The sequence below is a fragment of the Myxococcales bacterium genome (assembly GCA_012513515.1).
Taxonomy (GTDB): Bacteria; UBA10199; UBA10199; order 2-02-FULL-44-16; family JAAZCA01; genus JAAZCA01.
On sequence record JAAZCA010000039.1, the window covers coordinates 13,701 to 37,568 of the forward strand.

At 50.5% G+C, this 23,868-nt stretch carries 24 protein-coding genes, 2 tRNA genes and 1 other RNA gene; 10 read left to right on the forward strand and 17 right to left on the reverse strand.

All coding sequences use genetic code 11. The annotated features are described in order from the left end of the window. Nucleotides 1–18: 18 nt before the first annotated feature. Nucleotides 19–348 (forward strand): hypothetical protein, encoded by a 330-nt coding sequence (locus tag GX659_08015; protein ID NLD28722.1) that lies wholly within the window; start codon nucleotides 19–21, stop codon nucleotides 346–348. A gap of 6 nt (nucleotides 349–354) precedes the next feature. Here GX659_08015 and GX659_08020 read toward each other — a convergent pair whose 3' ends face one another. Next, nucleotides 355–1,287, reverse strand: coding sequence for an LD-carboxypeptidase (locus GX659_08020; GenBank protein NLD28723.1), 933 nt, complete (start codon nucleotides 1,285–1,287; stop codon nucleotides 355–357). Nucleotides 1,288–1,330: 43 nt separating this feature from the next. Beyond that, entirely contained in the window at nucleotides 1,331–1,732 is a 402-nt protein-coding gene (locus GX659_08025; protein NLD28724.1) for a hypothetical protein, read from the reverse strand. A gap of 88 nt (nucleotides 1,733–1,820) precedes the next feature. On the opposite strand from GX659_08025, the gene GX659_08030 reads away from it, so the two are divergent. Together GX659_08030 and GX659_08035 are read left to right on the forward strand one after the other, a co-directional pair. Beyond that, a complete protein-coding gene (locus GX659_08030) occupies nucleotides 1,821–3,173 on the forward strand; it encodes a nodulation protein NfeD (protein ID NLD28725.1) in 1,353 nt (450 codons plus the stop codon). Nucleotides 3,174–3,205: 32 nt separating this feature from the next. After that, nucleotides 3,206–3,952, forward strand: a complete 747-nt coding sequence (locus GX659_08035; protein ID NLD28726.1) for a slipin family protein — start codon at nucleotides 3,206–3,208, stop codon at nucleotides 3,950–3,952. Between the two features lie 427 nt (nucleotides 3,953–4,379). Here GX659_08035 and GX659_08040 read toward each other — a convergent pair whose 3' ends face one another. Beyond that, the gene (locus tag GX659_08040; GenBank protein NLD28727.1) at nucleotides 4,380–4,664 is read right to left on the reverse strand and encodes a hypothetical protein; all 285 of its coding nucleotides are present in this window, start codon (nucleotides 4,662–4,664) and stop codon (nucleotides 4,380–4,382) included. A gap of 152 nt (nucleotides 4,665–4,816) precedes the next feature. On the opposite strand from GX659_08040, the gene gpmA reads away from it, so the two are divergent. Next, nucleotides 4,817–5,563, forward strand: a complete 747-nt coding sequence (gene gpmA / locus GX659_08045) for a 2,3-diphosphoglycerate-dependent phosphoglycerate mutase (GenBank protein NLD28728.1) — start codon at nucleotides 4,817–4,819, stop codon at nucleotides 5,561–5,563. A 126-nt stretch (nucleotides 5,564–5,689) separates the two neighbouring features. Then, nucleotides 5,690–5,765 (forward strand) — tRNA-Glu (locus tag GX659_08050). A gap of 151 nt (nucleotides 5,766–5,916) precedes the next feature. On the opposite strand, the gene GX659_08055 is transcribed toward GX659_08050, so the two are convergent. Continuing rightward, nucleotides 5,917–7,434, reverse strand: a complete 1,518-nt coding sequence (locus GX659_08055; GenBank protein ID NLD28729.1) for a DUF1846 domain-containing protein — start codon at nucleotides 7,432–7,434, stop codon at nucleotides 5,917–5,919. A gap of 512 nt (nucleotides 7,435–7,946) precedes the next feature. Between GX659_08055 and GX659_08060 the strand changes: the two genes are divergently transcribed. Beyond that, nucleotides 7,947–9,197: a Glu/Leu/Phe/Val dehydrogenase gene (locus GX659_08060; protein ID NLD28730.1), complete on the forward strand. Its 1,251-nt coding sequence runs from the start codon at nucleotides 7,947–7,949 to the stop codon at nucleotides 9,195–9,197. Nucleotides 9,198–9,278: 81 nt separating this feature from the next. On the opposite strand, the gene GX659_08065 is transcribed toward GX659_08060, so the two are convergent. The 6 genes from GX659_08065 to ffs form a co-directional block, all read right to left on the reverse strand. Then, the gene (locus GX659_08065; protein NLD28731.1) at nucleotides 9,279–9,752 is read right to left on the reverse strand and encodes a hypothetical protein; all 474 of its coding nucleotides are present in this window, start codon (nucleotides 9,750–9,752) and stop codon (nucleotides 9,279–9,281) included. 17 nt (nucleotides 9,753–9,769) lie between these two features. After that, a complete protein-coding gene (locus GX659_08070; protein NLD28732.1) occupies nucleotides 9,770–9,991 on the reverse strand; it encodes a hypothetical protein in 222 nt (73 codons plus the stop codon). 111 nt (nucleotides 9,992–10,102) lie between these two features. Continuing rightward, nucleotides 10,103–10,690, reverse strand: coding sequence for a recombination protein RecR (gene recR / locus GX659_08075; protein NLD28733.1), 588 nt, complete (start codon nucleotides 10,688–10,690; stop codon nucleotides 10,103–10,105). Nucleotides 10,691–10,693: 3 nt separating this feature from the next. Further along, nucleotides 10,694–11,014 carry a YbaB/EbfC family nucleoid-associated protein gene (locus GX659_08080; GenBank protein ID NLD28734.1) on the reverse strand — a complete coding sequence of 107 codons (321 nt, stop codon included), beginning with the start codon at nucleotides 11,012–11,014 and terminating at the stop codon, nucleotides 10,694–10,696. A 9-nt stretch (nucleotides 11,015–11,023) separates the two neighbouring features. Further along, nucleotides 11,024–12,667: a DNA polymerase III subunit gamma/tau gene (gene dnaX, locus GX659_08085; GenBank protein NLD28735.1), complete on the reverse strand. Its 1,644-nt coding sequence runs from the start codon at nucleotides 12,665–12,667 to the stop codon at nucleotides 11,024–11,026. Nucleotides 12,668–12,745: 78 nt separating this feature from the next. After that, an RNA gene (gene ffs, locus GX659_08090) (signal recognition particle sRNA small type) lies at nucleotides 12,746–12,848 on the reverse strand. A 201-nt stretch (nucleotides 12,849–13,049) separates the two neighbouring features. Here ffs and GX659_08095 point away from each other — a divergent pair. From GX659_08095 to maf, 3 genes are read left to right on the forward strand one after another with little or no spacing between them, the layout of a single operon-like run. Further along, on the forward strand, nucleotides 13,050–14,429 hold the full coding sequence (locus GX659_08095; protein ID NLD28736.1) for a sensor histidine kinase: 1,380 nt from the start codon (nucleotides 13,050–13,052) through the stop codon (nucleotides 14,427–14,429). 41 nt (nucleotides 14,430–14,470) lie between these two features. Then, nucleotides 14,471–15,436, forward strand: coding sequence for a tRNA dihydrouridine synthase DusB (gene dusB / locus GX659_08100; protein NLD28737.1), 966 nt, complete (start codon nucleotides 14,471–14,473; stop codon nucleotides 15,434–15,436). Between the two features lie 22 nt (nucleotides 15,437–15,458). Further along, the gene (gene maf, locus GX659_08105; protein NLD28738.1) at nucleotides 15,459–16,049 is read left to right on the forward strand and encodes a septum formation protein Maf; all 591 of its coding nucleotides are present in this window, start codon (nucleotides 15,459–15,461) and stop codon (nucleotides 16,047–16,049) included. A 35-nt stretch (nucleotides 16,050–16,084) separates the two neighbouring features. On the opposite strand, the gene GX659_08110 is transcribed toward maf, so the two are convergent. Both GX659_08110 and queG read right to left on the reverse strand, forming a co-directional pair. Continuing rightward, nucleotides 16,085–16,948, reverse strand: coding sequence for an Ig-like domain-containing protein (locus tag GX659_08110; GenBank protein ID NLD28739.1), 864 nt, complete (start codon nucleotides 16,946–16,948; stop codon nucleotides 16,085–16,087). Nucleotides 16,949–17,121: 173 nt separating this feature from the next. Beyond that, a complete protein-coding gene (gene queG / locus GX659_08115; protein ID NLD28740.1) occupies nucleotides 17,122–17,919 on the reverse strand; it encodes a tRNA epoxyqueuosine(34) reductase QueG in 798 nt (265 codons plus the stop codon). Between the two features lie 205 nt (nucleotides 17,920–18,124). On the opposite strand from queG, the gene GX659_08120 reads away from it, so the two are divergent. Beyond that, nucleotides 18,125–18,850 (forward strand): hypothetical protein, encoded by a 726-nt coding sequence (locus GX659_08120; protein NLD28741.1) that lies wholly within the window; start codon nucleotides 18,125–18,127, stop codon nucleotides 18,848–18,850. Between the two features lie 433 nt (nucleotides 18,851–19,283). Here the strand turns inward: GX659_08120 and GX659_08125 are convergent, their stop codons facing one another. The 5 genes from GX659_08125 to GX659_08145 all read right to left on the reverse strand — a co-directional run bounded on the left by GX659_08125 (nucleotide 19,284) and on the right by GX659_08145 (nucleotide 23,649). Next, nucleotides 19,284–19,601: a divalent-cation tolerance protein CutA gene (locus tag GX659_08125; protein NLD28742.1), complete on the reverse strand. Its 318-nt coding sequence runs from the start codon at nucleotides 19,599–19,601 to the stop codon at nucleotides 19,284–19,286. Between the two features lie 17 nt (nucleotides 19,602–19,618). Beyond that, nucleotides 19,619–20,098, reverse strand: coding sequence for an isoprenylcysteine carboxylmethyltransferase family protein (locus GX659_08130; GenBank protein ID NLD28743.1), 480 nt, complete (start codon nucleotides 20,096–20,098; stop codon nucleotides 19,619–19,621). 100 nt (nucleotides 20,099–20,198) lie between these two features. Continuing rightward, nucleotides 20,199–20,744: a tetratricopeptide repeat protein gene (locus GX659_08135; protein NLD28744.1), complete on the reverse strand. Its 546-nt coding sequence runs from the start codon at nucleotides 20,742–20,744 to the stop codon at nucleotides 20,199–20,201. Next, nucleotides 20,699–23,074 carry a PBP1A family penicillin-binding protein gene (locus tag GX659_08140; GenBank protein NLD28745.1) on the reverse strand — a complete coding sequence of 792 codons (2,376 nt, stop codon included), beginning with the start codon at nucleotides 23,072–23,074 and terminating at the stop codon, nucleotides 20,699–20,701. The genes GX659_08135 and GX659_08140 overlap by 46 nt, the downstream gene beginning before the upstream one ends. Nucleotides 23,075–23,562: 488 nt before the next feature. After that, nucleotides 23,563–23,649 (reverse strand) — tRNA-Ser (locus tag GX659_08145). Nucleotides 23,650–23,868 lie beyond the last annotated feature (219 nt).

A 23,868-nucleotide genomic window follows, 5' to 3' on the forward strand; every position in this document is an offset into this window, starting at 1 on the left:
AAGCGGAGGTTTTACACAATGGGCGAACAGCTAAAGCAAGCGTTGATAAATGCGGGAGTCATCTCCAAAAAAGATATAGAGCGCGAGAAAGTCAAAAAGCGACATCTCTCTAAAAGCGCCAAGATACGCGACGACCAGATAAGGATAGTGTGTGAGGTCTGCGGGAAAACCGCTCCGGACGTCGAGCAGTACCAGCACAAAAACCGACTCATACAGGGAAAGGAATGGATTTGCATCCCATGCGCAGATGAATACTGCATCGACGATCAGTGCAGGCTGACCCAGCAGAGTTCCCAGGCAAAATCAAAGATGTTCATCAGGCAATATGGCAGGACGAAGAAGTTTTAGCCCTATCTACCTCACCGCGCTTTCGTCCAGAACGAGCCTCGCAGGATCGCTGCTGATCTTGGCCCTGATGCCAAGCGGCAGAGTGATATTTTCAACGCCGTGGCCGGATGGAAGGCCAAAGAGTATCGGTATCTCCATGTCTCGAAAATATCTGCGCAGATATTTTTTCACCTCGTTTTTCCTGCCGTGCATACAACGATTCATCTCGGAAAAGATGATCCCCTTAACACGATCGAACTTGCCCGCGAGTTTCAGGTGATTGAGGTCTCCATCTATCTTCATATGCCCTTCATCGTATTCCTCGATGAAAAACAGCCTGTCGTCAGTATCTATTTCGAAAGATGTTCCAAGCGTGCTGATCATCCTCGAAAGATTGCCGCCGACGAGAAGCCCCGAGGCCTCGCCGGACTTTATGACTTCAAGGGGTTTCCCATATAGATCGCCCAAACGCGTCTTTTTTGTAATCGACTCCTGGATAGCTATTTCCGTCGTGGGGGGCATCCCCTTGTAGAGTTCCTGCGCCACAGTCGGACCGTGAAAGGTGACCCACCTGTACTTCTGAAAGAAGTATATAAGCAAAATTGTGATATCGGAAAAACCGACGAATATTTTTGGATGATATGAAAGATCAACCTCTTCAAGATAAGGTACCAGAGCTATCGAACCGTACCCCCCTTCTGCGCAGAAGATCGCGGCGATGCTCGGGTCCTTGATCATCTTTATCAGGAGCTCGGCCTTCTCCTTATAACGCCTCCTGCGATCGCGGTCCTTCGGCCTTTTCGCGTGTTTGAAGACGGGCCTCGGCACGACGACGTCGAACCCCCACCATTTGAGCTTGTTGATGCCGCGCTTTAGCCCCCTGCTCTCGAACGAAGAGGCTGGGGCCACAATTCCTATGCGGTCGCCAGGTACAAGGCCGAAAGGCTTTATCGGTCGCATGAGGCAATTATACAAGCTGTAAACTTGTGCGGCAAGAAGGGTTTCAGTATTTCGGATATCCCATCATGTTGCTTAAGAACCACCAACTCCAGAAGGTGGCATGAGGATTTTCTCTATAGGCTTGCGAAGCAGCAACGCTGACCATCGAGGGATAAATTCCGTATCCTATCCCCATGTATGGAGCTGGGGGCACAATCACTTGTGGAGGAACCACGGGAACCGAATTCATCGCATGTATGACGCCAGCATGCGAGTTATTCTCCATGTCATAGCGCGTCCCGCGGTACATCGTGCCGTTATTCCCCGGCATCACGGCCATGCAGCCCGCGAAGTCTTCCAGCCTGTTGGTGACCTTAGGACACCCGCCGCCAGCGTAGAGCTCAACGCTCCCGAAGAGGAGGATGAGAAAAACGACAGCTACGGCGATCGAGGAAGATGTTCTCATATTTTTCACCCACTAACATTATCGTCCGATCTTGCAAATAGTTGCGTCTTCTTGACAGGGGCTGCAACTGCGCGTAGCCTCGGCCGCTATGAAAATTTCAAGGCTGACTCTCGCGCTGGCCGTTGCCATTTTTGCCTGTTTTTTCAGCTACATAGCTTATGCCCAGCTGCAGCCCACAGGCATGAAAATCGTCCTTGACGGTGATATCATAAACCCCGCCACATCCGGGTTCATTGCAGAATCCATAAGGAGAGCTGAAAGGGCGAACTCCCGTTTCATTATGATAGAACTCGATACGCCGGGAGGGCTTCTGGGTTCCACCCGCGACATAGTCAAATCGATAATGTCATCTAAGGTTCCGGTAATCACCTACGTCTCTCCGATGGGGGCCAGGGCAGGTTCGGCGGGCGTGTTCATAACCCTCGCTTCCCACATCGCTGCGATGGCGCCATCGACTAACATCGGAGCTGCACGTCCGGTAAGCGTCGGAGGAGGACCGACAAAGCCGGGCATCTTCGATCAGATTTCCGGCAAACTTGAAAAGGGAAGCCGGACACCTGAGGAGGAAAAGGTCATCAGCGACTCGAAAGCCTGGGCGGAGTCCATCGCAGGCGAACGCGGTAGAAATCCGCAGTGGGCTGCAACAGCTGTGACCGATAGCGCCTCCGTCAGCGCTGATGAGGCAAAATCTCTCGGCATCATCGATCTGATAGCCGATGACGAGCAGGGGCTGCTCTCTAAAATTCATGGTATGCGCGTCCGCCTCGCCGACGGTGAGAGGACTATAGACACATCCGGGATAAAAATTTTGGAAGTGGAAAAAGATTTTCGCACGCGAGTTCTCTCCGCCGTGGCACACCCCAACATCGCCTACGTACTTCTCATATTGGGTTTTTACGGACTACTGTTCGAGTTCACCAACCCCGGGATAGGGTTTCCCGGAATCGCCGGGTCGGTCTGCCTCGTTCTGGCATTTTTCGGCCTGCAGGTACTCCCAACAAACTACGCTGGTATAGCGCTTCTTGCACTTGCAGTGGCGATGTTCATCGCAGAGGTAAAGGTCGTGAGCTATGGCCTTTTGACGATAGGCGGTCTCATATCATTTTTCTTCGGTTCTACAATACTCTTCACATCCCCAGATGATTTCATGAAGGTGTCGATGCCGATAATACTCTCTTTTACGGTTGCGACCCTCCTGCTCGCGGGATTTTTGACAGCGCTGGTGCTTCGCGCGAGGGGAAGGCGCCCGGTAACGGGAAGTGAAGGCATGATGGGCCTTGTCGGCGAGGTGACTTCCTGGAATGCCGGTTCCGGAAAGGTTCTCGTTCGCGGAGAAATATGGAACGCGCGCTCGGCCGATACATTAAAGCGCGGCGACGAGATAGAAGTTGTAATCGCAGAGGGCATGAATCTTCTGGTCGAGTTAAAGAAGGATTCATAGAATAGCAAAAATCGAAAAAAAAGGGGGCTCACATGTTCGCCAATCCGTTGCTGGTGCTGGTCGCATTTATCGTATTCTATCTTATATCGTGCGTAAAAGTGCTTAGGGAATACGAACGCGGCGTCATATTCCGCTTGGGCAGGTTGCTGCCAAGACCCAAAGGGCCCGGCATCATCTTCGTCTTCAAGCCCGTGGACAAGATAGTGCGCGTCAGCTTGCGCCTGGTCGCTCTCGACGTCCCTCCACAGGACATCATAACGAAGGACAACGTCTCAGTTCAGGTCAATGCCGTGATATATTTTCGCGTGATGGATCCGAACAAGGCGATAACAGAGGTGGAAAACTACGGATTCGCTACGAGCCAGATGGCGCAGACCACCCTTCGAAGCGTAGTGGGCGAAAGAGAACTCGATGAACTTCTCTCCGATAGAGAGACGATCAACGATCAGCTTCAGGACATCCTCGACAAGCAGACCGATCCATGGGGGATCAAGGTGTCAAACGTCGAAATCAAGCACGTTGACCTTACCGAGGAGCTGAAGCGCGCGATGGCACGCCAGGCCGAGGCGGAACGTGAACGACGCGCTAAGATAATCGGCGCAGAGGCGGAGTTTCAGGCTGCGACAAAGCTCGTCGAAGCGGCAAAGATGATGGAGGATCACCCGATGGCGCTTCAGATGCGCTACCTGCAGACACTTTCGGAGATAGCCACGGAAAACAACTCGACCACGCTCTTCCCGATTCCGATGGATCTAATAAAACCGTTTTTGGGGAAATAATATAGTAACCTCTGAAAAATCAGCAAATTCAGGGTGCCTTTAAAAACTGTGTGCTTGTCATCCCCGAATGGCGAAAAGGTCGTCATCCCCGAGTGGTCAATTGTCCATGGCCGAAGTTATTGTTGCCTCTAGCTTTTCAGAAGTTCCCATAACCGTTTCAGGGAGACTAATTTAAGGCCCCAGAATCGGCAGGAAATTTCATTCGTGCTATTTTGATCTGTTCAAGAATAGCAGCCTTTATCGTAGAGTATGAAGGTTCTTCAGGACATATGGGTAGGCCTTACTTACATTCTCTAACGCCTGCGATAACTTGCCAAGTTTGAGTTCCTCAATAGCCTTAAAGAAGAGAGCTTGGGGCGATCTCGGATTTTTGCTTAAGAGATCGTTCGATCTCAATAATGAAGATTTAGATTCTAAAATTACCCATCTATTTCGGATCCCAGGGGAGGTTTATGCCTTTAACCTTCTTCATCTTTCTCTTCCCGGTCTTGGGATCGCGGTAGAACTGCCCCTCTTTGGGCTTCACACATCTGTCCGTAAGGAAATCTTCTCCTTCGCGACAGACGGGCTTCTTCTTCTTTTCCCTCGTGGTCGAATCCCTCCTCTCGGAAACGGTGGGAGGCTTCACGGCGTGGGCAGATTCGGCAAGCGCGACTGTGAAAATTGTGAAAATAACTAGCGACCCGAGAAATGCTGAAAGGATTTTTTTCATATGTAACCCCCTTGCGGAGAGAATTATACATCGAATCCCAAAAAGCAATCCCCTGTTGACTTTTAGGGCATTTTCCGGGGATTAGTAGCTCCCGCTGGAAGTACGGGCCATGGACTATAGACCCCTGACCATAGACCAAGAAGGAGAATGAAATGTACAAAGTAGTTTTACTGAGGCACGGCGAAAGCTTGTGGAACAAGGAAAACAGGTTCACCGGATGGACGGACATAGACCTTTCGGAAAAGGGACTCGTCGAAGCGAAGAGCGCCGGTGAAACTTTGAAGAAAGAGGGGTTCGAATTCGACGTCGCCTTCACATCCGTCCTGAAGCGCGCGATACGCACCCTCTGGATCACGCTCGACGGCATGGATCTGATGTGGATTCCGGTCTTCCGCTCATGGCGTCTCAACGAACGCCACTACGGTGCCTTGCAGGGGCTCAACAAGGCGGAGACTGCGGCCAAACACGGGGAAGAACAGGTCCTGATATGGCGCCGCAGCTACGACATTCCGCCGCCGGCCCTTGAAATGGATGACCCGCGCTATCCGGGACGCGATCGTAGGTACTCTTCGCTTTCGGAGGCGGAACTTCCTAAGACCGAATGCCTCAGGGATACTGTGGAGAGATTTCTCCCATACTGGCATGGCGAAATCGCCCCTGCGATCAAGTCCGGAAAACGGGTTCTCATCGCTGCGCACGGCAACAGCCTGCGCGCGCTGGTCAAGCATTTGGATGGAATTTCGGACGAAGCGATACTGAAGCTCAATATTCCAACAGGGATTCCGCTCGTCTATGAGCTCGATAAAAATCTAAAACCGGTAAAAAACTATTACCTCGGCGACCCCGATGCCGTGACCAAGGCGATGGCCTCGGTGGCAAACCAGGGAAAGGCAAAATAGCTTTTTTCTTGCCCCTGACTGGTTTATCTGTTAGTTGCCCGACCCGTTCAGAAATCGGCGGGTTCTCGGTATCACAGACGATTTTTTTCGGAAGCGTTGTTGCTGATCTTTTTAAATGGTATTGGTGCTCCCATCGTCTAGCGGTTTAGGACACGGCCCTCTCAAGGCTGAAACAGGGGTTCGATTCCCCTTGGGAGCGCCAATACCGTTTTTTATAAATCTCTGAAAAAATCGTGCGATGTTGGAATGGGATGTCAGAATGTACTGTGGTTTTTACAAATTAAGCATTATCTCTCGGGATGGACAGCATCAAAATACTAAAAAATATTTTGTCCCAGAATTCACAAAGCATATCAGCAGACAAAAAGATCCTTCGTGCTGAAGTTTGGATCGCAGGTGATGTTGAGCCTGAGCTTCCTGAGCCCGGCCTCATCGCCTGGCGTCGGAAGATGTGTGAGGTGAACCTCGCAGTCTCTCAGATCCTTCAACTTTTCCACGGCTATCTCTGCGGCCGGATTCGTCGCTGCGCTTATGCAAAGGGCTATCAGAGTCTCTTCCAGATTGAGGCTTACCATTTTTTTGTTCAAGACGTCTTTTCTGAACCTTCTGATTGACTCGATTATCGACGGAGGAAGCAGATGCATATTGTCCGGAATTTTCGCCAGATGTTTAACCGAATTCAGAATGAGACTCGACGACGCGTGCATCAGGGAGGAATTCTTGCCCGTTATTATTGAGCCATCCGGAAGCTCTATGGCCGCTCCGCAGAAGACGTTCTCGTTTCCCTTTCCCTTCAACCGGCATTCGTGGGCCGCACGCCTCGCATCACCCACGACCTTCCTATCCTCCAGCTTTATACCGAGGTTTTCCATCAGCTTCTCAACCCTCTGTACACTCTCCCTGTCGACCAGCCCCATCGTGTACTCGCACTGATATCTGAAACACCGGCGAATGACTTCCTGCTTCGCGGCCTCGCTCACTATCTCATCATCTGTAATTCCGAAGCCGGCCTTATTGACTCCCATGTCTGTCGGAGATTTGTAATATTCTACCCCTCCGGTGATCTTCTCGATTATTCGCTTGAGAAGCGGAAAGGCGTCGACATCGCGGTTATAATTTACCGTCTTTTCGTCGTACGCATCCAGATGAAAGTGATCAATCACATTCACATCCCCGAGTTCCGCAGTTGCAGCCTCGTAGGCGACATTTACGGGATGCTTCAACGGAAGATTCCATATCGGAAAGGTCTCGAACTTGGCGTAGCCTGATTTCACCCCGCGCATATGGTCGTGATACATCTGGCTTAAGCATGTGGCGAGCTTGCCGCTTCCAGGGCCGGGGCCGGTTATGACCACGATAGGCTTCGAGGTCTCGATATACTGATTTCTGCCGTACCCATCCTGGCTGACGATCGTATCTACGTCATAAGGATAACCGTTGGTAAAGCCGTGCGTGTACACCCTGATGCCGCGATGCTGCAGCTTGTTTTTAAAAGCTATGGCGGAGGGCTGATTTTCGAACCTCGTTATCACGACTGCGGAAATAGCTATGCCCCACCCCTTGAAATCATCGATCGTCTTCAGCGCATCTACATCATAGGTGATTCCGAAATCGGCGCGCACCTTCTTTTTTTCGATATCGCCGGCATAGATGCACAGTATCACATCTATCTTATCCTTGAGTTTCTGGAGAAGCCGCATTTTGACATTGGGATCGAATCCGGGCAGGACTCGCGCCGCATGATAATCGAAGAGAACCTTCCCTCCGAGTTCCAGATAGAGCTTATCTTTGAACCTCTCCACCCTTTCGAGTATCGCGCGAGACTGCTCGATCAGATATCTCTTGTTGTCGAAACCTCTTTTGACATTCATATATTTTCCCTCGATCCGAGACGGCATAACAAAAAAGCAAGAGAGTTCGCAATTCAATTATGAAGTTTCGCGCCATCGCCGCTCGAAATTTCTATATCGCTCTCTTTAGTCTTTATCCCCACACCATCTTCGGAAATTCTGATGATCATCATTGAAGCGTGGTATCAAGCCTTTTTCCTCCCCAAAAAAAGGCTTCACATCCTAGGCAATGATGATCGGCTTTTTCATGTATTTCGACTTCGGCGAAGCCGCGCTCCGCAAAAGCAGCTTCTTAGAAGCTATCGCCATGATTTAATTAGACTATTCATGAAAGACCAAACAAAGTAGCACGCTGCGATCAGACCTGAATATTTCAAATATATAAATTCATTCGCAGTAGCTCGGCGAATAAAACATTCTCCAATCCCAACATATTCTCCAATCCCACTTGAACTTAAATTTCATCGGGGATAGATTCCTGCTCCACCAAAAGGAGGAAGAAAATGTCTACGGTAAACCATCCCAACCCCAACATGAACGCATTCGAAAACGCACTGACGCAGTTTGATCAGGCCGCTGAAAAGCTAAAGCTCACCAAGGATCAGGTCGCCATGATCAAAGAGCCGCGCAAGGTAGTGGAGGTTGCGCTTCCGGTGCGAATGGATAATGGCAGCATACAGGTTTTCAAAGGGTACCGCGTGCAGCATAATATCGCGCGAGGTCCTGCCAAAGGCGGAGTCAGGTTTCATCCCGACGTCAATATCGATGAAGTGAAGGCGCTCTCGTTCTGGATGACCTATAAATGCGCTGCGGTAAATGTCCCGTTCGGGGGCGGCAAAGGCGGAGTCATATGCGATCCGTTAAAACTTTCAACCGGAGAACTTGAGAGGCTCGCACGCAGATATTTCGCCGATATGATAGAAATCTTCGGCCCGGACAAGGACGTACCCGCTCCGGATGTAGGCACGAATGCCCAAGTCATGGCGTGGTTCGTCGATACCTATTCGATGCATGCCGGCGCTTATTGCCCTGCAGTCGTCACAGGCAAGCCGCTGGAAATCGGCGGTTCCGCTGGAAGAGCCGAGGCTACAGCGCAGGGAATAGTCCACACCATAGTCAGCGCCGCCAAACACCTGAACATAGATCTCAAAAAGAGCACCGTCGCAGTTCAGGGCTTTGGGAACGTAGGCTCCAACTCCGCCAAGATACTCTATAATGAGGGATGTAAGATCGTAGGCATCTCCGATGTGACCGGAACCTACACAAATGAAAACGGCTTCGATATCCCGGCGGTCTTCGAATACATAAAGGGTAAAAAGCTGCTCTCCGGACTCGAAAAGGTCGTGAAATGCTCAAAGGTGGACGACACTAAGAAACTGCTTGAGATGGAGGTCGACATTCTTGTTCCGGCCGCGCTCGAAAACCAGATCAACTCTACCAACGCCAAGAATATCAGGGCGAAGATGATCGCAGAAGGCGCAAACGGACCGGTCACACCGGATGCCGATCCGATTCTCGAAAAGCTTGGCGTCTTCGTCATACCGGATATCCTCTGCAACTCCGGCGGCGTGGCGGTTTCCTACCTGGAATGGGTGCAAAACAGGATGGGGTATTACTGGAACAACGAATACGTGCAGAACGATCTCTCCAAGATGATGACGGGTGCTTTTAAATCCGTTCTCGACACATCGATAGAGCACAAGGTCAATATGCGCATCGCGGCATTCATGGTCGCAATTCAGAGGGTGGTCAAGGCGTCGGAGCTGCGCGGGCTATACGCGTAAACATCATCAATAAAACACAAAAAAATCGGGGGGAGATGTCCATCGACATCTCCCCCCGATTTATAATTGCGCTAGAAGTTACTAGTTATTACCGGACGGTGCTGATTCTCCCCTAAAATGATCTATAAATTGTTTCAGTTCTGCATTTACATCTCCAAGCCCGAGGATTTTCTTGGCAAGATCATCCGGGAGTTTATCGGCTGTAAGGCCTTCAGGAAAAGTCTTGCCCAGCTTATCCTTCAACTTTCTGATGACTTCCTCCTTATCCACAGCCTTAGCGAATGAGACATTCATGCCTTTATTTTTGGAGGCTTTATTATTCTTGGCGGCTTTACTATCTTCACCGGAATGCTCCGCGGGTTTACCCATCTCATATTTCTCAACATCGCCGAAGTACTTCTCGACATCCAAAGTACCCACCAAACAACGCGCCAACCCTTCGAAAATTCCCTTGGATGAGGAGCAAAATCCCTTTGCAAGGGAGCCCGGGGCCTCGCGGGTTTCGCCCGTCCAGTCTCTGATGCGCGCATCTATCTCTCTATCTATCGTCACCATATGACCGCCTGTGCGTTCTATTTGCCCCTTGTCATGACAACTTCAGGATTGGATGGATTCGACGGCTGTCCATATGAGTAGGTCGTGCTCCTCTGTGCAGCTTTGCAGACCCTCATAAACGCCTTCATCGTCTGATTGCTCTCGACACGGGCGGAAGCGGGGGGTGCGCTGTCATTTCTATCCACCTTGCTTTGGTTTATTCCCTCGTTTATCGCCGCTGGATCAAAAGCTACCTTCATGTCAAACCTCCTAAAAAAGACTTCTTCCAATACACTTATCGGCTGGCGGCCCCCCGCAAGTTGCGCCTATCATCAAAAGATTTTAGGCCATAACTAATTGATATTACACAACTATATCGGCCTCCTCTCCTCGAAGGCGCGATTTATTGTGGAGGGATCCACATACTCCAGGTCGCCGCCGACCGGTATCCCGCTGGCGAGCCTCGTCACCTTTATCCCTGTCGGCTTCAGGAGCCTGGAAATATAGAGCGCCGTCGCCTCCCCTTCGACATTCGCATTGGTCGCGATGATCACCTCTTTCGCACAGCCGTCTTCAAGCCTTCGGAGAAGCTCTGCGATCTTGATATCCTCCGGCCCGATGCCATCCAGCGGAGAGAGTGCCCCGTGTAAGATGTGATAACGGCCGCGGAATGCGCGCGTACGCTCAACCGCCAGCATATCGGAGGGTTCCTCGACCACGCATATCGATGAGTCATCGCGCGAGGGGCTGACGCAAATGCCGCATGGATCGGACTCCGTGATATTCATGCAGCGTGAACAAAGCCTGACGCGCTCCTTCACATCGGCTATAGCGCTTGCCAGGGAACGCGCGTATTCGTAGGGCTCCTTCAGGATGAAGAAGGCAAGGCGCGTCGCCGTACGTTCGCCTATCCCGGGAAGTTTTGAAAGCTCGTGAACCAATCTGTCTATCGGCAGCATCTGTCACCCGAAGATGTTTGGGATGTTTCCCAGTCCGCCCATAAGGCCTGAGAAGACCTGCTGCGCGGCATCGTTGGCCTTGCGAAACCCTTCGTTTACGGAGGCAACGACGAGATCCTGCAGCATCTCCACGTCATCAGAGGAAACGATAGAGGGGTCGATCTTCAGCGAAAGCAGCTCGTGCTTTCCATTCACGGTCGCCGTAACCATACCGCCGCCTGCGCTCGCCTCGAAGGTCTTTCCCGCGAGTTCCTCCTGTTTCTTTGCGATTCCGGCCTGCATCTGCTGGGCCTGTTTCATCATCTCTTTCATGTCGATTTTCATCTTTGCACCTCAGTGATCCTCGCCTTCCACCTTCACATCGTGGATGCGGGCGTTAAGTATGTCGGCCGTCTTCTTGACTATGTCATTTCCAAGAGCCTCGCGCATCATATCCCTTTTGCGACGCGCGGCATCCGGCCCTGACGAATCGTCTGATATAACTCCCACGATTACAGACATTTTGTTTTTGAAAAATTTTTCCATAAGGTCGTCGAGCTGTTTTTTGCGATCCTCTTCAGTGAGCATATCTGCGTAGAGCATGTTGTTGAACGACAGTTTAACCAGCGAACCATCTATCCCCACGAAAACACCGTTCTGAAGTATCGATGCGATCTGGGGTCTCTGTATCGACACCCATCGCATGAATTCCAGCCATCTCCCCCCCCCTCCGTCGGAAGGAGAAGAAGAGGAAGAAGCGGGCTCGAACTTGAGCGCCGCAGCCTGTTCAGGAGATTTCTTCGAGGTGGAGGGAGCTTGCACGGGAATCGCGGAATCTTTAACTTGCCGCCTCGCGCCGGGAGAAACTATATCGTCTATTCGCGCCAATATCTCACCGATGTTTTTAACGTCGGAGGCCCTGACCATCCTCATAACTCCTATTTCAAGCAACATCTTCGGAAATGCCGAGCGGGAAACGTCTTCAGCTATTCGATACCAGACGTTGAACATCCCAAGCATCTCCTCGGAAGCTCTTCCGGAGACGAGTTTGACGAGCATGGCAACCTCGTCTGGCGGAAGATCGATTCCCTTTGAATCGCCTTTACATTCCGAGATAACCAGCATGTGGCGGATCAGCTCCAGAATCTCGACGGCGAACCTCACCAAGTCTATTCCGAACCTGTAGGCATCCTCGAGCAGGGATAACGCAGAGGCAGAATCACGATTCATGACAGCGCTCAGAAAACCGTAAAGGCGTTTTCGGTCGAGTGTGCCAAGCATCCTTCCGATCACCTCGGAAGTTATCTCATCCCCCGAGAAGGCAATCGCCTGATCGAAGAGCGATTCCGCATCGCGCAGCGATCCGGTCGCCTCGTGCGCTATTATTCTCAAGGCGGAGTCATCCACCTTTACCCCCTCGTTGCCGGCTATCCTTGAAAGCTCCTTCGCGATAAGCGTCGACGGAATTCTCCTGAAATCATAACGCTGGCATCTGGAAAGAATCGTGGCCGGAATCTTGTGCGACTCGGTGGTGGCGAACATGAAGATCACGTGCGCCGGCGGCTCCTCGAGGGTTTTCAGCAGCGCATTGAAGGCGCTTGTGGAAAGCATATGAACTTCGTCCACAATGTAGATTTTATATTTGGCCGACGAGGGCATGTACCTGACCCGCTCGCTTATCTCGCGCACCGCATCGACGCTATTATTGGAAGCGCCATCGATTTCCTGAACATCCATCAGAGTTCCGGAGGTTATCTCTCTACAGTTCTGGCATTCTCCGCACGGCTCGGCATCTACCGGTGAAAAACAGTTGAGCGCCTTGGCCAGAATTCTTGCGACGGTGGTTTTGCCTATTCCGCGGGCTCCGGTAAACATATAGGCATGATGCAACCTTCCCGACTTGATCGCGTTCTTCAAAGTTGTAGTGATGTGGTCCTGCCCCACGACATCGGAAAATTTCTGGGGGCGATATTTTCTGGCCAAGACCTGATATGACATATTTCGCCTCTGTTCTTCTTTAAAAACGCACGACAAGCGCGTGGCCCTTCACACAAAACCGCACGAATAGAAAAAAGAGGCGGCCAGGTTGAACCACGGCGCATTCCAAGATCGGGTACCGTTGCTCCCTTCCGGGCCTGGCGGGGTTCACCGCCTTAAAAGAATCGCATGGGACCCGACCGCCTTTTTTTTGAGAAAACATGCCAAAACAACCTGCAAGTGCGGCTTAAAGCAGATTTGCCGCCTATTGGCAAGAAGTGAAAACCCCATCCAGCAGGATAAAAAGAACTCATAGGTTTATACTATTTATACACAACTTTATCTTTGCCCAACCGATAAGGAAGGTGAAATTGACAGCGTATAGGGTTAGGAGAAAAAATGAGTGATTTCTATCGCATCGATGTCGGAAACACCCCCCCCACCAGCAACGCCTGAACCTGTAGAGCTCGCCGCCAACTTGCCAGCGATTCCGAGTCGCTATCCGTTCAGCAAAGATTTTATGCAGGTATCCAGTTATGAGCAGGGAACTTATCTTCAGTTGCTCTGGGAAAAGTATCTCGATGTAGCGCATAGTCTGGGTTCGAGAGTGGGCCCCACCCCTCTGAATGATCACCTCCTTTCGGTAGGCAATGATCTTTCTCTCATTAAAAAGGTCGATAGCGTGACTCTCAACCCACTTCAACTTCTTGCCCCCGTGATGTTCGGGAATTATGCGATTGGTGAATACAAGCGCATCTCTGAATCTTTGGAATCATGGTTTACTGAATCCTGGGTCAAAAAGCTTGTGGACACTGTGAGCATGATAACAGAGATAAGCTCCAAGATGTTCGCATCAGGAAGTTTTCCAATTTCACCAATTCACAACGCTGTTAGAAAAGTTGCAGAATTACACGAGGAGGCTCAAAAGGAGTCTGACAGCTTTTTTGCATTTCACCAAAAGTTGAACAAGGCGATAAAGTCCACGCTGAATATAATGCAGGTTCCTAACGAAGAGGTGGAAAGGGCGAGGGAAGTGATGATGGTCGGAGCATCGCTCATCCACGATCTTAACAATATAAACACGGCAGTTTTAGGTGCCAGCGAACTAGGCAATTTCTTCCTGAAGAGAGGAAATAATCAGGAAGCCATGGAAAAAATCTTGGAGACGATAGGAATTTTCAAATACGACTATTCAGAATCAGCGGCGAATTTGGCGCTCAGGCTTCTCTCTCCGAGAGGAAGGGATTACGACGTTTCAGTAAGTTTATCCAGCAAAGTCAATCTGAAGTTGCCAAGCAACATGGAGTTCGCATATTTCCGCTCGATATACGAGCTGCTTCTAAACTCGATAAAATACCGCGACCCAAACAAAGCGACAAAAATCGCCAGCATCAGACAGTTCATCAGAGGAAACAACTTCGTCACAACCATTGAGGACAACGGATCAGGAATCGAAAATGTAGAAAGCGCCCTCAACCCCGGAAACCGTTTCCACCAGCACCTCGCTGGTGGAACAGGAATGGGACTGGCCTCCGTATCGAAGCTTGCGCAGCAGCATGGCTGGAATTTCTCCATACATTCCACACCAGGAATCGGAACCATGGCGACGATCGAAATGGGCCTGAAACAACTTCCCATGTTGAGTGCAAATCCCGCGGGTCAGATGTTCAATTCCGGCACTTTCATGCACACTTCACCTAGGACCTCGCCGTTGCCGTTTTCCGCTTCAAATTTCGCAATTACTTCATCCATGGCCTTCGTAAAAACCTGCTGGCTCCATTGAAATATTGTATGCGCCCCCATCCTGGTATATAGGGTGAATCGATGGAAAAATTTCATCCAATAAAGATCGGGACCCTCTCTCTGAAGAACAACCTGATAGCCGCTCCTATGGCCGGGCTCTCAGCGCTACCGTATCGCGTCCTAGCGATGGAAATGGGATGCGCGCTGGCGATGTCTGAGATGGTATCGGCAGAAGGTACGATCAGGGCCGGAGAAAAAACAAAGCGCTACTTCAAAAATGACGAAAGCGTCCGACCCTTCGGACTTCAGGTATTCGGGGCAAACCCTGAAAGCATAGGCAAGTCGATTGAGATGCTCTCTTCCGAGCCAGTCGACCTCTTCGACATAAATATGGGATGCCCCGTGCACAAAGTCTGCAAAAAGGGGGCTGGCGCAGCGTTGATGAAAAATCCCGAACTCGTATCGAAAATAGTAGCCGCAGCAAGAAAGGCGACCGAAAAACCCCTCACCATAAAAATACGCGCTGGCTGGAATTCTAAGTCCATCAACTGCATCGAGATAGCCAAGATAGCCGAGAGCTGTGGAGCTGACGCAGTTGCAATTCATGCTCGGACGCGCGAACAGGAATTTAGCGGCAAGGCCGACTGGAGCCACATAGCCGCGGTCAAATCCGCGCTGAAAATTCCCGTCATAGGAAATGGCGATATCAAATCCCGCCACGATGCTTTGGAGATGATCGAACAGACGCGATGCGACGCAATTATGATAGGACGTGCTGCAATTGGAAATCCTTGGATATTCAGGGCGATACTCGATTCTGACTTCAGTGAGCCCGGTCGCAAGGAGAGGCTGCTCACTGCGACGAGACACCTCGAAATGTTGCGAGAATTTCTTGGCGAACATTCCGCGGCTCTTGCAATGCGATCGATAATATCATGGTACACTAAGGGGATACCGGGAGTGAAGGAATTCATGCGCAATATCCAGAGATCCAAGGGCACAGCCGAAATGAAGAGTTTGATAGATCAATTTGCCGCAAACATTTGAATCTCGGACGGGAAGAACTGCTATGAAAAAACCTGCCGTAACACTGAAAAAGATGTTGGTGGTGGCCACCGCCTCGGAAGCCAGAAGAAATCTGATAACGGATCTCGGAATAGATCCTATTCTGGAATCAGTTGATATAGACGAAAGTGCAATCGCAGGAGAGGGGCTTCACGATTACGTGAGAAGGCTGGCAATATCCAAGGCCTCCGCCGTCATCCCTCCTTCCGCTGAAAGCATAATCGTCTCCGTTGACACTGCGATAGGAATAGAAGATGCTATCGTAGGCAAGCCGTCAGACGAAACTCACGCTATAAAAATATTGAAGGAGCTTTCCGGAAAAACGCATGAGGTATTGAGCTCGATCGCGCTGCGTGATGTTGAATGCAATACTATCGACGTCGAAACCACGCGCACCAAGGTTCGTTTCAACATTTTATCCGATGCCATGATCAGCTGGTATATCTCAACCGGCGAATGGAAAAATCGCGCAGGCGCTTACGCGATACAGGGGAAAGGGATGTCGCTGGTGGAATCCCTGGATGGATGTCTCACTAACGTAATAGGGATATCGATCCCTTCTTTTATCAGGATGATCTCGAAATACACCCTCTGATGGGCAGAGATAAAACTCAAGCGGCGGATGTAAAATCAATTCGCAGTTACGAAGCTCCATTCGTAAATGAATTTATTGCAATCACCATCGCCACTTCTGCCTGCGAGACATTCCCCGTCGACATCTTCGAACGCTCCGGAAATCCTTGCGAAGTATCTGGTCCCCGGCAAGAGTTCCTCATCTGGTTCAAAGGCAATATTGGCAATAGGAGAATTTTCCCTGTAAGATAGCGCGCCATTCACATAATCGCCCTCTTCGGAAAAGATTTCGAAATTTTCATCTTCGAGGATGGACAGATCTACCATGCCGTCGAATACAATTTTTATCGCACGCGATACCGACACGCCCGCCTCGCCGTCCGAAGGGGATGTCATCGCTATTTTTACGCGCCTTGGAAGCATCGTGCGAAAACTCGCAACCATTCCGGGAAAGGTATCGCCATCCTGATAAACTATGGAGTCAAGAATGCATAGCGCATAGACGGCTCCCTCCTTCAACTCATCATATGGTCGTATGGCGAAATTTATTCTATCGTAGGTAGAAACGGCGGCTGGCACGGAAAGCTTGAGGTCGCATATACCTGCAAATAGCCCGTCCCTCTCATCGCTGCTTGTCGAGGATTCTACATCGGCGATGTCGAGCAGAAAGATATTTTTTTCATTCCCTGCGCCGCGTTGAAGCGAGCGCGGAAATTTTATCTCTATCGACACATCCGATCTGACGTGTGAGGCTCCGTTCTCGATGCTAAGCTTCACAGTCTCATACAATCCGCTCTCCGTGTCCGCACGTTGACTCGAAAGGTGATCGAGATCCATCGGATCCATTCCGCACGCAGATGCGATAAGGATCACCAGGAAGAATAGCACAATTTTAATCCCTCTCTTTACGCTCACCTCCATCACGCCCCCCGGTTTTGCAAACTTCAAAGAGCAAAAGGAGTGCCAAAATATTGTCCATTACAAACATTTGATATTATTTAATAAAACCCAAAAAGCCGGAAAAATTCCGCGAAATAGTCAATATAGCGACGCCCTATTTACGAAAAGGATAAAGATGGCAAGCCGATCACTTGTTAACAGCCGGTGGATTTCCGCGAATTATAGGGGCAGAGCTCTTGGCAGAGGTCGCAACCGTATCTCCCTTTCAGGAGTTCTGAAAACCACCCGCCAGCCCTCACCTCACGCTCGATACTGAGGTAGGAGAGACAGTTGCGCGCATCGAGCCTGCGCGGCTCCAACAACGCGAAGGTGGGACAGCTTCTGATGCAGAGATCGCATTCGCCGCATAGATCGGCGACCGGATGATCGGTCGGAATTTCTATATCAGTCATAATCTCGCCGAGCAAAATCCACGATCCAAATCTCTCATTTATAAGCAGCGTATTTTTCCCGATCCAGCCTATCCCCGCGCGGGCAGCCAGCGCTTTTTCGAGGATGGGACTAGTATCGACGCATATCTTAAAATCGGCGCCTGGATTTCTCTTTTCTATCTCAGCCGTGATCTCCTCCAGCTTCTTTCGAATGAAGGCGTGGTACTCAACGCCGCGCGCAAACCTCGCCACCTTTTGGAAGGGATTTCCCGATTCATCTTCTCTTAAACCAGATGGAACTCCACCCTGCTCATCATCAGCCGCAACTACTCCATTTTCGCCATACGGATAGGCGAGGCAGATGACGCTCTTTGCAGATTTTAAAAGGGACTTCGGGTCGCAGCGCATCGCCGGGTTTCGTGCCAGCCACGACATGCCTGCGATCCTCCCGCTGGATATCGCCCCCTCGAGTCCTGAAATCTCCTCGACGGGATCCGCAGAGGTAACGCCTACGGCGCAGAACCCAAGCTCGAGCGCCCTGTTTTTTATGATTTCCCTCATTCCCCTCTCCTCGGGGGAAACAAACCGTCTGCATCCCCAATGTAAGATATTGATCTTATTAACTTTATGAACAAAGTCATTCAAAATATCTTGCGATCTAGGGAGACAAACCGTTTCTCTCCCCCGAAATGACTCCCCCGAAATGACGAAACATTTGGCAATGATGAGCCGATAACTTATCATGGGAAGGACCATTTGAAAAAATATGTCCATTGAGAAAATAAATGCCCAGATGGTGGGGCTCCCCCCATCCTGGATGAGCCGCATGGTCTCAAAAAGCGGCGCCTTCGGTAATGCCGAAGAGATAAAGAAGATACTCGGAGAACCGATTCCACAGATCGTCGACCCGAAGGATCTCCCGCCCGAACTTGCCGCCTTTTTCGCACCGAAGGGGCTTCTCGACAGGATTCGCAAAAAGCTCGCGATGATATCGCGAAAAAAAGGGGGCAAGATACTCCCTGCAAAAAACACGATCGCATCAGTCGACGATGAGGACAACGTCTATGTAGGTGTCGATTTTCTGGCCCAGTATGGGGACGACGAAAATCTCATCGCTGGCATCCTCGCCCACGAGTGGGGCCATATGATGAGCGATTTACCGAAAAACGTGGACTGGTCGAATATGAGCTATGAAGATCTCCATGCGATCAGGCGCGATGAAGAGGGTGACGCCGACGGCTTCGCGGGGCGAGCGATGTTCCTGATGGGATACTCGATCGAGTCGATGATAGAGTTCCTAGCCGAAAATGACAGGCGCCGCAAAGAAAAGAAACTCCCCTGCCACAAATATCACAACCACGCCACCAGACGCGCGATTCTCAAGGAGTCATATGAAGCGGAAAAACGCGCGATGGAAGTGGCGCGCCGGCTCTTCTTTTCAGGAAAAAATACGACAGGTCCCAAGATAGGCAAAATCATCGGAGCTGGGTGAAAGCTTGTTATCTGAGATATTCATTTGTAAAAATAACAAATCAATCTAGCTCTTCTAAAAATAGATTACGATCTAATTTTACATTCATTTCTGTTTTGATGGCGTTCCCCCTTCGTCGACCGGGCGCACTTCGCCTCCCTATCCGTCGTCATAAATCAGTCTCTTTCATCTGATTTGGATGTCCTCCGTTGTCGGCCTCCAAATCAGGAAAGCGATCTGATTTATGACTTCCGAATACGGTCGGTCTCGTGAACGCGCCAATGTCTCCTTCAGTGGAACCCCATCAAAACCGTGAAAATCAAATACTGCACACCTTAAATAACGGAAAAGAAGAGGCGCAAGGGTTCCCTCTTTTCCGTAATGCATACAATCTTTATTGGGTTTGAACAGGGTAGTTGTAGATGCAATACTTGTAAGGTTTAATTACAATACTTTATTTCGTAACCCTGCATATCCAATTCATATAATCCTCCGTTGAATCCACAACTGGGAGGACTAGAAATTCGGGCACTTCATAGCTGTGATTTTCAATTATGAGATTTTTAACTTTGTCCACCAACTTCTCCTGCGTCTTGATCATGAGGAGATATTCCTGATCTGAATGTATCTCGCCTTCCCATTCGTACACAGAATTTATCTTGGAAACTATCTGTACGCAGGCTGCACACCTTTTGGAAACGAGGAGCGACGCCAGAGACTTCGCTTCGCGCTCGGTATTCGTAGTTGTCATTGCAACAACGGCTTCGGCCATTTTCCACTCCTTTATCGTCACGACTTTAAAAGAGGAAACCACCTCGGTACTTTCTTCATATACGATAAATATTTATCCCCATATCTATCCACCAACGCGGGCTCCTCGCAAAATACGACCCAGAAGTGCATACAAAGTATCATAACCACTGCATATGCGAACATGGCAATTTCGGAGATGAAGATCGCTTCGCCAATCAGTGCCACTGCGATACCGAGCAGAAAGGGATTTCTAACATACCTATAAGGACCAGTCGCTACGAATTTGTGATGGCTGTCATAAGGAATCGGTTTACCTGAGATGGGCAGAAAGAGGAGCAGCGTACAATAGACGGCGAAGATGAGGCCCGCTGCCATGCAAACGATTCCAAGATATCGCATCGCGCCGATATCGAGCGGAGGAAGTATGCCGGAAAACTGCATCGCCACCCATGGGCCGGCGATCAGGGCCCCCAGCATGAAAAGAGTCCCCCAGACTATCGTTTTAAATACGAACACAATTTCACCAGCTTTCCTCGAAGCAGCCAAGCGCCATCACTGCACCCGCTAATGGTAGGTCCGAATGGGATTGGTATCAATTGGGAGGCAGTCAGGCAATCTAAAAATCCCCATAATGAGGCCGGTGGTTATCGTAATGGCGATCGCTTAGTCCCCCGGCCTCTATAACGCTTCTCAGCTCGGAGAGCTTTCCCTGCCACCTAAGGTCGCCGGAAAGAAGGGAATCGGCCTTGTCCATGAAGCCGATGGCGAGCTCGGGCCGGTCGAGGTGGAAATAGACGAGCGCCAGAGAATAATAGGCTATTCCGTTGGTAGAGTCTATCTTCACCGCATCGCGAAAGGAACTGGCAGCCAGATCGAGCTCGCCGCGATCCATCAGATTCTTACCCTTTTCCACCAGCTGCATCGATGCGTTCCTTTGCGGAGTAGCGACAGAATCGGCTGAAGGAATTCTCGAAGGCTCCATGACCTCGCCTCTACGTTTCTCATCGGGAACTTTTTTATAAGATGGCTTGGATCTCTTCGCACAGGATGAAATAAAAACAGCAAGCGCAAGCACGACTGCTATGCAGCTATATCCGCAAATCGATCCAGTGAATTTTAGAAATTTTCCTGCCGCCCGCTTATGAGAGATATTTCGCTGCATTGTTTTGACGGTTCCGTCCCCTTTATGAAAGCCTCGTACACCGACTGCGGGCAGCTGCGATCGGCAAGTCCGCCCGTCACCTTGTCAACTTTTACCAGAACGACATCCTGCGGACCAGTAAAATCTCCAGAACCTTCCGGCTCGACTCTCTTCATGAAATCCGTCCAGATGGGAAGGGCCGCGCGACCGCCGCTCATCTTCATCTCGGCGTTATCATCGTAACCGACCCACGAAAGCGCGAGCAGGTTGGGAGTGAAACCAACGAACCACGCGTCCTTGTAGCTCGAGGTAGTCCCCGTTTTGCCCGCAGCTACAGCGGTAAATCCGCGGGCTCTCGCGCCTGCTCCTGTACCGCTGTCCATGACCCCCTTCATCAGATGCGTGGTAAGATAGACCGGCGCCGGATCAAAGCTTCGCTTCATTCGGATCTCTTTTCGCTCCAGGACCTGCCCCTCCTTGGTCATCACGCTTATGATGGAGATCGGAGATGTCCTTATTCCCGAATTGGGGAAAATAGTATAAGCGCTGGCAAGCTCCATCGGAGTGAGCTCGAACGAACCGAGTGAAAGCGACGGAACCGCCATGAGTTCGCTGGTGATGCCGGCATCGCGCGCGCTCCTGACTACATTTTCCAAACCTGCGTCGATGGAGAGCCTGGCGGTAGCTATATTAAGGCTCTGCTCGAGAGCACGCCGGAGCGTCACGGTCCCATGCTCCTTCCTGTTATAATTCGAAGGACTCCACATCTGCCCGCCTGACTTCACCTCGAAACTCCTGTCCTCGATAAGAGATGCCGGGGTAAACTTCATCCGACTACGCGAAGGATCGAGCGCGGTCAGGTAGACGAAGGGTTTAAAGGTAGAGCCCGGCTGGCGCATCGCCTGAGTACATCTGTCGAACTGGCTCTCGCCGTAGTTGCGCCCGCCAACCAGCGCCTTCACGTACCCCGTCGATGGCTGCATGGCTATGAGGCAGGCCTGCAAAAGCCCCTCATGCTCCGCAGGAAGTATATTCGCATAATCCTTCTCCAGCGCGACGAGATCCTTTGAAACGGATTCCTCCGCGGCGAGCTGATAAAAAATATCCAGAGTGGTAAAAATCTTTAACCCCTCCGTCTGGAGCACCGAGGAGGGATAGAAATCAGAAAGCTGCCTCTTCACGAAATCGATGAAGTAAGGAGCAATTCCCGCCTTCTCGCGCCTTTTCGGCGTCACTATTTTTTCCGCTATCGCCGAATTGTACTCCTCAATGGATATAAGCGACTCATTGAGCATGCGCTTTAAAACAAAATCACGACGCTCCTTCGCACTTTCCGGATTAGTGATGGGATTGTATCTACTCGGAAGCCTTATCATCCCAGCGAGAAGCGCACATTCCCCCGTTGAAAGCTGACCCACGTTTTTGCCGAAGTAGAGCTTGCTCGCTTCGGCAACGCCGGAAACAGAAGAGTATCCGCGCTGACCTAGATATATCTCATTGAGGTACGCCTCGAGGATCTCCGCCTTCGAGTGTTTCTTCTCGATGCGAGTCGCGATCAACATCTCATTGAATTTTCTGATGAAGGATTTCTTGGAGTGGAGAAAGAAATTTTTTACGAGCTGCTGCGTCAGCGTCGAACCGCCCTGCGCTATCCTCATAGATTTCAAATTGACGAGCGCAGCGCGAACGATTCCAAACGGATCGACTCCGCTGTGCTTGAAAAATCTCTCATCCTCGATGAGGATTACCGCCTCGATCAGATTTTCAGGGACCTCCTGGAGGGTGACCACGGTCCTATCCTCCATCTTCTCGTTGAATATAGAAGCTACCTCCTCCGGTTCAAGCCTGATCAGCGGGAGCGTTTCGCCGCTCGACATATTCGATATTGAAATTATCTTGTCGCCTCCGGTGCGGATATCTATCGGAAAGCCCTTGAATGACTCACCCGGATACTCAAAATCATGGAGATATATTTGGAGAGAGTTTCCCTTTCTAAAAAATTCCCCAGCTCCTTTTATGTCGCTGTTCACGTTGCGATAGCCGAGCCTGTCAAGCTTGGCTATTATGTCATGCTCCTTTGTATTGATCCCTGGATAGAGATACTCCGCATCGGAATAAACGCGCGAGGGGAGGTCCCATTTCCTAGGACGGTCGAACTTTTCGGCGATCTCCTTGTCTATCGAGCGAAAATGGTAGAATATCGCAATCAGCGCCACGATTGAAAGCAGCGCGAGGAGCTTGGTCACCTTCCATGCGAATGACAGCTTCTGACGTAGGGTTCGACGGCGCTTCGAAACGGGTTTCTCGCGCCTGCGAAGATATGAACTGCGGTAATTTTTATAACGTGGCATCCGAATTCCCAGACCCGCAAGAGGTCAGTGGCTTTCAAAACCGCCGCCCACCATTAGACGGCCCCTAACTTCCAATAATCTTTTAATTACAAAGGTTTATGAGCTTTGTCCAGAAGTAATAATATCCCGTATTTTGTCAGACGGAGCAAAATTTTAACTTGCTCCGTCTGACAAGCGGAGAAGCGGAGAATTTTAATTTGCTCCGTCTGACGGAAAGGTCCCACCTCCAAGCAAGCGCGCCCTGCCGAGCACACGAAAGAAAAAAGGCCTCCCTTACGGTCGGCCATTTTCTCTGTCCCAAACCCCTTACACAAATGGGCCATCTTCTCTCCGGTAAGAAGACAACCCACAAATTTCATTCTCTCATCCATGACACCGGTCTCCTTCCACAGCATATCCACCTCCTTTTGGAGGAAGACATACCAGAAAGTGTAAACCATGTGCCCGGAATCAAGTGTTAACTATTTTCCCGGAACGTACCTTTGTTGCGGAGAGGGGGGGATTCGAACCCCCGGACCTCGTGAAAGGTCAACAGTTTTCAAGACTGCCGCATTCAACCGCTCTGCCACCTCTCCCCTTTCAGTACCAAATCACAAGGAACGAAAAATCATCAAACCTTTCAGGATCGTTTTAAGTAACCTCTGAAAAATCAGCAAATTCAGGGCGTCTCTAAAAACTATGCGCTTGTCATCCCCGCAACGACCGTGACTGGGAAAAACAGAAGCTAGAAGCGAGAGGCTAGAAGCTAGAAAAACCTCGCCTGTAGAAATCTCGCTTCTCACTTCTAGATTCTA